The sequence below is a fragment of the Streptomyces sp. NPDC037126 genome (assembly GCF_055605965.1).
Genome location: NZ_JBVJTD010000018.1, coordinates 187,119 through 193,282, shown reverse-complemented (window position 1 = coordinate 193,282; position 6,164 = coordinate 187,119). Strand labels below are relative to the sequence as shown.

Genomic DNA, 6,164 nt, shown 5'->3' with positions numbered 1-6,164 from the left:
TCGGTCAGCCTGCAGATCCAGGCCAGCGACAGCGCGGGCGCGTCCCTGACCTACAGCGCCTCCGGCCTGCCGACCGGCCTGTCCATCAACAGCTCCAGCGGTCTGATCTCCGGTACGGCGTCCACCGCGGGCACCTACCAGGTCACCGTCACCGCGACCGACTCCACCGGCGCCTCCGGCTCGACCTCCTTCACCTGGACCGTCGGCTCCGGTGGCGGCGGCTGCACGTCCTCCCAGCTGCTGGCCAACCCGGGCTTCGAGTCGGGCAACACCGGCTGGAGCGCGACCAGTGGCGTCATCACCAACGACACCGGTGAGGCCGCGCACAGCGGCTCCTACAAGGCCTGGCTCGACGGCTACGGCACCTCGCACACCGACACGCTGTCCCAGTCGGTGACGATCCCGGCCGGCTGCAAGGCCACGCTCACCTTCTACCTGCACATCGACACCGCCGAGACCGGCAGCACCGCGTACGACAAGCTGACGGTCACCGCCGGTTCGACCACCCTGGCGACGTACTCGAATCTCAATCACAACTCCGGGTACGCGCAGAACACCTTCGACCTGTCCTCGCTGGCGGGCCAGACGGTCACCCTGAAGTTCAACGGCGTGGAGGACTCCTCGCTGCAGACCAGCTTCGTCGTCGACGACACCGCCCTGACGACCAGCTGATCCGCATCCTGTGACAAGGGTCCCGCACGTGGAAGCCGTCCGCGTGCGGGGTGGGCTATACCCACCTGCTCGTGGCAGAACGCCACGAGCCGGTGCCGCCGCCCGCCCGCCGTTCAGAGTGGCGGAAGGCGTGTTCGCAACCGGGCACAGATTCGGGCTGCGTCGCTGACGCGCCCGTTGTGAGCCCCTGGCGTGCCGGGTCACCAACTGCTGTTGGTCACGCCAGGGAGTTCGCCCGCGTGGGCCATCTCGCGTACGCGGATGCGGGACAGGCCGAAGGCGCGCAGGTAGCCGCGGGGGCGGCCGTCCACGGAGGCGCGATTGCGCAGGCGGGTGGCGCTGGCGTCGCGGGGATGCCGGCGTAGTTCCCGCTGGGCGGCGGCGCGGTCCTCGTCGGAGCTTCCGGGGAACGCGATGATCGCCTTCAATGCGGCGCGGCGCGCGGCGTATCGGGCCACGACGAGGCGCCGCTGGTCGTTCTTCGCGATCTTGCTCTTCTTCGCCATCAGACCTTCCCTCCACGAGCGCGGATGCGGGCCACCGCGGCCTCGATGCCGATCGTGTCGACCGTCTTGATGCCCTTGGCGGAAAGCGCGAGCCGGACGTGCCGGCCTTCGCTCGGCAGCCAGTAGCGCTTGCTCTGGATGTTGGGGTCGAAGCGGCGCTTGCTGCGCCGGTGCGAGCGGGAGATGTGATGGCCGAAGCCGGGCTGCCGGCCGGTGAGTTGGCAGTGGGCGGACATGGCTGTTCCTCCTTGGGGTGGATGCAGCAGCACACTAGCGCCAGATGAAAATGAAAACCAATCTCTTGTATGGTGCTGTCCATGGCCCGTAACGAACTGCGCCCGATCATCAAGCTGAGGTCCACCGCCGGCACCGGCTACACCTACGTGACCCGCAAGAACCGCCGTAACAACCCCGACCGGCTGACGCTGCGCAAGTACGACCCGGTCGTCGGCCGCCACGTCGACTTCCGTGAGGAGCGCTGAGAGCCGTGAAGCCCGGAATCCACCCCGCGTACCGCCCGGTCGTCTTCCGTGACCGGGCCGCCGACTACGCCTTCCTCACCCGGTCCACGGCCACGAGCGACAAGACCGTCGAATGGGAGGACGGCAACACCTACCCGGTCATCGACGTCGAGATCTCCTCGGCGAGCCACCCCTCCTACACCGGCACCCAGCGAGTCCTGGACACCGCGGGGCGCGTCGAGCGCTTCGAGCGGCGGTATGGACGCGGACGGAGCGAGCCGTGAACCGGGACGAGGCGCGGCTGCCGGTGGCGATCGTCGGCGGGTTGCACGCGGACGCCCGCCGGGCCGCCGTCGAGGAGATCCTGCGTACGGTCCCCGGGTCGGTCTCGCTGCACCACGACCTGACGTCCGCCGTCGACAGCGCGGTGCGCCGGACGCTGCGCGACGTGGACGGTCTGCTGGGCAGTGGCGACGCACCCCTGGTGAATGACTGCGCGTGCTGCGCACTTCGCGAGGATCTCGTCCCCGAACTGCTGCGGCTCGCAGCGGAGGGAACGTACCGGCTGGCCGTCGTGGAACTGTGGGACTCCGTCGAGCCCCAGGCCATGGCCGGAGTCATCGCCGCCGCGGGCGCACCGCTGGCCCTGACCGGGGTCGCCACCGCGGTCGACCCCGCACTCGTCCTGCCGTACCTGTCCAACGGCGACGACCTGGCCGACGTCGGCCTCGCCGCCGCGCCGGCCGACCAGCGCACGGTCGCCGACACCTTCGCCCGGCAGCTGGAGTACCCCACGGTGATCGCCCTCGGCGAGGACGATTCTTGCGACGAGGTCGCCGACGGTACTGACCACGCGCTGCTCGCCCAGCTCACACCAGGCGCACGAAGCGTACGGGTGGAGAGCGACGGCGCCCTGGGGGCAGCGCTGTTGGCGGGCTTCGACGTGGCAGCGGCCGCCGCCCGCGTGCATCCTGCGTGCGCGCTGCTGCCGCAGTCGTGCGACGAGCACGGGGTGAGCACCTTCGTCTGGCGGCGCGAACGGCCCTTCCACCCGCAGCGCCTGTACGCGGCGCTTGAGGACCTTACCTGCGCCGCCGCGCGCAGCCGGGGGCGGTTCTGGCTGGCGGACCGCCCCGACACCCTGCTGTCCTGGGACGCCGCCGGCGGCGCGCTGTGCGTGGAGTCGGCCGGGCCCTGGCTGGCAGCTCTGCCCGACGCCGCCTGGGAGATGGTGCCCGCCGAGCGCCGCCTCGCCGCCTCCGTGGACTGGCACCCGGAACACGGTGACCGCTGCCAGTACCTCACCTTCACCTCGCCCGGCCTGGACCGCGACGGCCTACAGGCCCTGCTCGACTCATGTCTGCTCACCGACGACGAGTACGCGGCGGGCAGGGACCGCTGGAAGCAACTCCCGCACGCCTTTGACGACTTGCTCGACCCCGTGACCTGAAAGAGAGGACCGGCCTCACCATGACCCGACGCACAAGCATCCGGCGTCAGACTGCCAAGCGTCAGCGCACCAACCCGCTGGACGCCGCCGGCATCACCTACATCGACTACAAGGACACCGATCTGCTGCGGAAGTTCATCTCCGACCGCGGAAAGATCCGCAGTCGTCGGGTGACCCACGTGTCGCGTCAGCAGCAGCGGCAGATAGCGCAGGCCATCAAGAACGCGCGCGAGATGGCGCTCCTGCCCTACGGCTCCCGGTAGGGCGATGGCCCTGTGCGGGAGGCAGCAGAACCACCGCGGCTTCTAATGGCCCTACCGGGTGGTCTCGCAGGCGCCGGCACCTTCCGTTACGCCCTGTACCGGTAGCGGATCCGGCCGCGGGTGAGGTCGTAGGGGCTGAGTTCCACGAGAACCCGGTCGTACGGGAGGATCTTGATGCGGTTCTTCCGGATCTTCCCGCTGATGTGGGCGAGCACCGTGTGCCCGTTGTGGAGCTCCACCTTGAAGGTGGCGTTGCGCAGGCACTCGACGACGGTGCCTTCGGCTTCTACGCCCCCTGCTGCCTTTGTCATGGTCTCTCACTTCTCTTGTTCTGTTACGGCGAATTCGGTAGGAAACGGTCGCTCGGTTTGATGTGGCGGCGCGTCAGTGGCGGGCGAGTTCCAAGGTGCTGGCCGCGCGGCGGGCACCGATGCTCTCGAAGAGGGCGGTGGCCGCCGCGTTGGTCTCGCTCACCTCGGCCCATGCCGAAGCGGTCCCGGAGTGGTGCAGCGAACCCAGCGCGTGGGCCAGCAGCGTCCGGGCGATGCCGCGGCGGTGTCTGTCAGCTCGGACGGCGATCAACCCGATCCGTGGCTGGCGGGTCAGCGGTGCCACCCGGATGAGTCCCACGTACTGATCCACGTGCCGCGCCACCGCGTACTTCGATGGGTTGAGCAGGGTGGTGCCCGCTGGGCGGGGCAGCACCTCGGCCGGCATCGTCTGCCATCCGACGGTGGCCTCGACCTCGTCGCGGGCGGTCCAGGGCGCGCAGCGGGCCCTCCTCCGCCTCACCGGCGGACATGATCGTCACGCCGGACGGTGGCCGCACCGAGCCGAGACCGGTGATGTGCGGGTCGGTGGGCACGAGATAGCCCCACTCGCGGCGTGCGGTGGCGAAGCCGGCCCGCTCCCAGGCGGACCTCGAGTCGTGGTCGGCCTCGTCGACGACCGTGTACAGCGATGTCGGCAGGTCCGCCGGCATCGCGTCGGCGATGCGGTCGAAGACCGCGCCGTGCCACGCGTCGATGCATACGAAAAGCCGCCCGTCGGGCCGACGCGAGTGCCCGGAGTGGGATGCACAAAGTTCATAGGTGATGCCTCTCAGGAGTGCCTTGTTGGAGGCGCTCCCGGCGACACCTACGTCAATCGCCCACCGTGACGACATGGGGGAGCACCCACATGGATACAGCCTTCATGGGTCTCACCTCCTCGCGTTCTCTCACGGCTGCCCAGACGCTATCAGCGGGGGCCGGTCAGCCCAACGCATTTATCCGGAGCTCTTGGTGTCCATACCGGGCCGGGCGGCGCCGTGGCTGTGTTCGCCGCCCGGCCCGGGTCCCTCAGGGGCCCGCGACGAGTTCGGGATGCTCATGCTCGCAGGTGTCGTCGATGCCGTAGGTGTCCCAGGCGGGGAACGGGTCCCTGGGCGGCAGGCTCTCGCCGTCGGCCATGAGGCAGTCGGTCATGGCCGCGTGCAGCGCATCCGTGTGCAGGTTCGTGCCGATGAAGACCAGTTCCTGGCACTCGGGGCTGTCGGCGTCGCGTGCGGCAGACGGTTCGAAGCGCGCGACGGAGCCGGCCTGTGACCACAGGCCCGTCACGTGCGGACGGCTGGCGAGGGTGAAGAAGCCCTTGGAGCGCAGGATCTGTCCGTATGCGCCGCTGTCGAGTTCCTCCGTCACGAACGTCCACAACCGGCCCGGATGGAACGGCAGTCCGGAGCGGAAGACGGTGGAGGAGATGCCGTACTCCTCCGTCTCGGGGACGTGGTCACCGTTGAGCTCCCGCGCCCAGCCGGGGGCCTGTTGGGCGCGTTCCAGGTCGAACAGCCGGGTGCCCAGCACGTCGCTCACCTTCACGCGGCCGTGGACGGCCGGGACGAGACGCGCGGCCGGGTTGAGGCGGGTGAGCGTCGCCCGCAGCCGGTCGGCCGACTCCTTGTCCACGAGGTCGAGCTTGTTCAGGACGATGACGTCGGCGAACTCGATCTGGTCCATCAGCAGGTCGCTGACGGTGCGTTCGTCGTCCTCGTACTGGTCCAGGCCGCGCTCGACGAGTTCGTCGCCGCTTGCCAGCTCGGGCAGGAAGTTCGCGGCGTCCACGACCGTGACCATGGTGTCCAGGCGGGCGATCTCGCCGAGGGTGGCGCCGTCGTCGCGGGATAAGGCGAAGGTCGCGGCGACCGGCATGGGTTCGGATATGCCGGACGACTCGATGAGCAGGTAGTCGAAGCGGCCCTCGCGGGCCAGCCGGTCGACCTCCTGAAGCAGGTCGTCGCGCAGGGTGCAGCAGATGCAGCCGTTGGTCATCTCGACCAGGCGTTCCTCGGTACGCGACAGGGCCGCCTCGCCGCCCCGCACCAGGGCGGCGTCGATGTTGACCTCGCTCATGTCATTGACGATCACCGCGACCCACAGTCCCTCGCGGTTGCCGAGGACGTGGTTGAGGAGAGTGGTCTTGCCCGCGCCGAGGAACCCGAACAGGAGGGTGACGGGCAGTCGGCCGGAGGGGTCGGACGGCATCGACGCTCAGCCCTCGGGGCGGAGCAGCCTGCGCTCGTACGCCTTCACCAGCCGCTGCGGCACCAGGTATGACACTCCGTCGACGGTGACCGGCACGAGCGCCGGCGTGGTCGCCTTCCACTGGGCGCGGCGGTGGCGGGTGTTGCTGCGGGACATCTTCCGCTTGGGAACGGCCATGGGAGTCCTCCTGGTTGGGATGGCGGTTAAAGACTACATGAAAATGAACACCATTACGCAATGGCTATAGTTCACGGTTCCCTGAATTCAGGAATCTGTGTATCGTTGGCGGG

Annotated in this window: 10 protein-coding genes and 1 pseudogene; 5 read left to right on the top strand and 6 right to left on the bottom strand. The window is 69.1% G+C overall.

All coding sequences use genetic code 11. From position 1 onward, the window contains the following. The coding region (locus ACZ7FF_RS32855; protein ID WP_470816847.1) for an Ig domain-containing protein at window positions 1-672 on the top strand (672 nt) is incomplete at its 5' end. 200 nt (window positions 673-872) lie between these two features. On the opposite strand, the gene rpsN is transcribed toward ACZ7FF_RS32855, so the two are convergent. Together rpsN and rpmB are read right to left on the bottom strand one after the other, a co-directional pair. Continuing rightward, a complete protein-coding gene (gene rpsN, locus ACZ7FF_RS32850; RefSeq protein WP_470816846.1) occupies window positions 873-1,178 on the bottom strand; it encodes a 30S ribosomal protein S14 in 306 nt (101 codons plus the stop codon). Then, window positions 1,178-1,414, bottom strand: a complete 237-nt coding sequence (rpmB, locus tag ACZ7FF_RS32845) for a 50S ribosomal protein L28 (protein WP_189816001.1) — start codon at window positions 1,412-1,414, stop codon at window positions 1,178-1,180. The genes rpsN and rpmB overlap by 1 nt, the downstream gene beginning before the upstream one ends. An 81-nt stretch (window positions 1,415-1,495) precedes the next feature. On the opposite strand from rpmB, the gene rpmG reads away from it, so the two are divergent. The 4 genes from rpmG to rpsR are packed head-to-tail and all read left to right on the top strand — an operon-like array spanning window position 1,496 to window position 3,352. After that, window positions 1,496-1,660 carry a 50S ribosomal protein L33 gene (gene rpmG, locus ACZ7FF_RS32840; protein WP_269856678.1) on the top strand — a complete coding sequence of 55 codons (165 nt, stop codon included), beginning with the start codon at window positions 1,496-1,498 and terminating at the stop codon, window positions 1,658-1,660. 5 nt (window positions 1,661-1,665) lie between these two features. Further along, window positions 1,666-1,923 (top strand): type B 50S ribosomal protein L31, encoded by a 258-nt coding sequence (locus tag ACZ7FF_RS32835; protein ID WP_470816843.1) that lies wholly within the window; start codon window positions 1,666-1,668, stop codon window positions 1,921-1,923. Further along, entirely contained in the window at window positions 1,920-3,089 is a 1,170-nt protein-coding gene (locus tag ACZ7FF_RS32830) for a CobW family GTP-binding protein (protein WP_470816839.1), read from the top strand. Before ACZ7FF_RS32835 ends, ACZ7FF_RS32830 begins: the two co-directional genes overlap by 4 nt. Before the next feature lie 20 nt (window positions 3,090-3,109). Beyond that, window positions 3,110-3,352 carry a 30S ribosomal protein S18 gene (gene rpsR, locus ACZ7FF_RS32825; protein ID WP_470816836.1) on the top strand — a complete coding sequence of 81 codons (243 nt, stop codon included), beginning with the start codon at window positions 3,110-3,112 and terminating at the stop codon, window positions 3,350-3,352. A gap of 86 nt (window positions 3,353-3,438) precedes the next feature. On the opposite strand, the gene infA is transcribed toward rpsR, so the two are convergent. The 4 genes and pseudogenes from infA to rpmF all read right to left on the bottom strand — a co-directional run bounded on the left by infA (window position 3,439) and on the right by rpmF (window position 6,051). Beyond that, on the bottom strand, window positions 3,439-3,663 hold the full coding sequence (gene infA / locus ACZ7FF_RS32820) for a translation initiation factor IF-1 (RefSeq protein WP_470816834.1): 225 nt from the start codon (window positions 3,661-3,663) through the stop codon (window positions 3,439-3,441). Window positions 3,664-3,736: 73 nt separating this feature from the next. Further along, window positions 3,737-4,457, bottom strand: a pseudogene (locus ACZ7FF_RS32815) (GNAT family N-acetyltransferase). Window positions 4,458-4,692: 235 nt separating this feature from the next. Further along, window positions 4,693-5,874 (bottom strand): GTP-binding protein, encoded by a 1,182-nt coding sequence (locus ACZ7FF_RS32810; protein ID WP_470816833.1) that lies wholly within the window; start codon window positions 5,872-5,874, stop codon window positions 4,693-4,695. A gap of 6 nt (window positions 5,875-5,880) precedes the next feature. Then, window positions 5,881-6,051, bottom strand: coding sequence for a 50S ribosomal protein L32 (gene rpmF, locus ACZ7FF_RS32805; RefSeq protein ID WP_470816831.1), 171 nt, complete (start codon window positions 6,049-6,051; stop codon window positions 5,881-5,883). Between the last annotated feature and the right edge of the window lie 113 nt (window positions 6,052-6,164).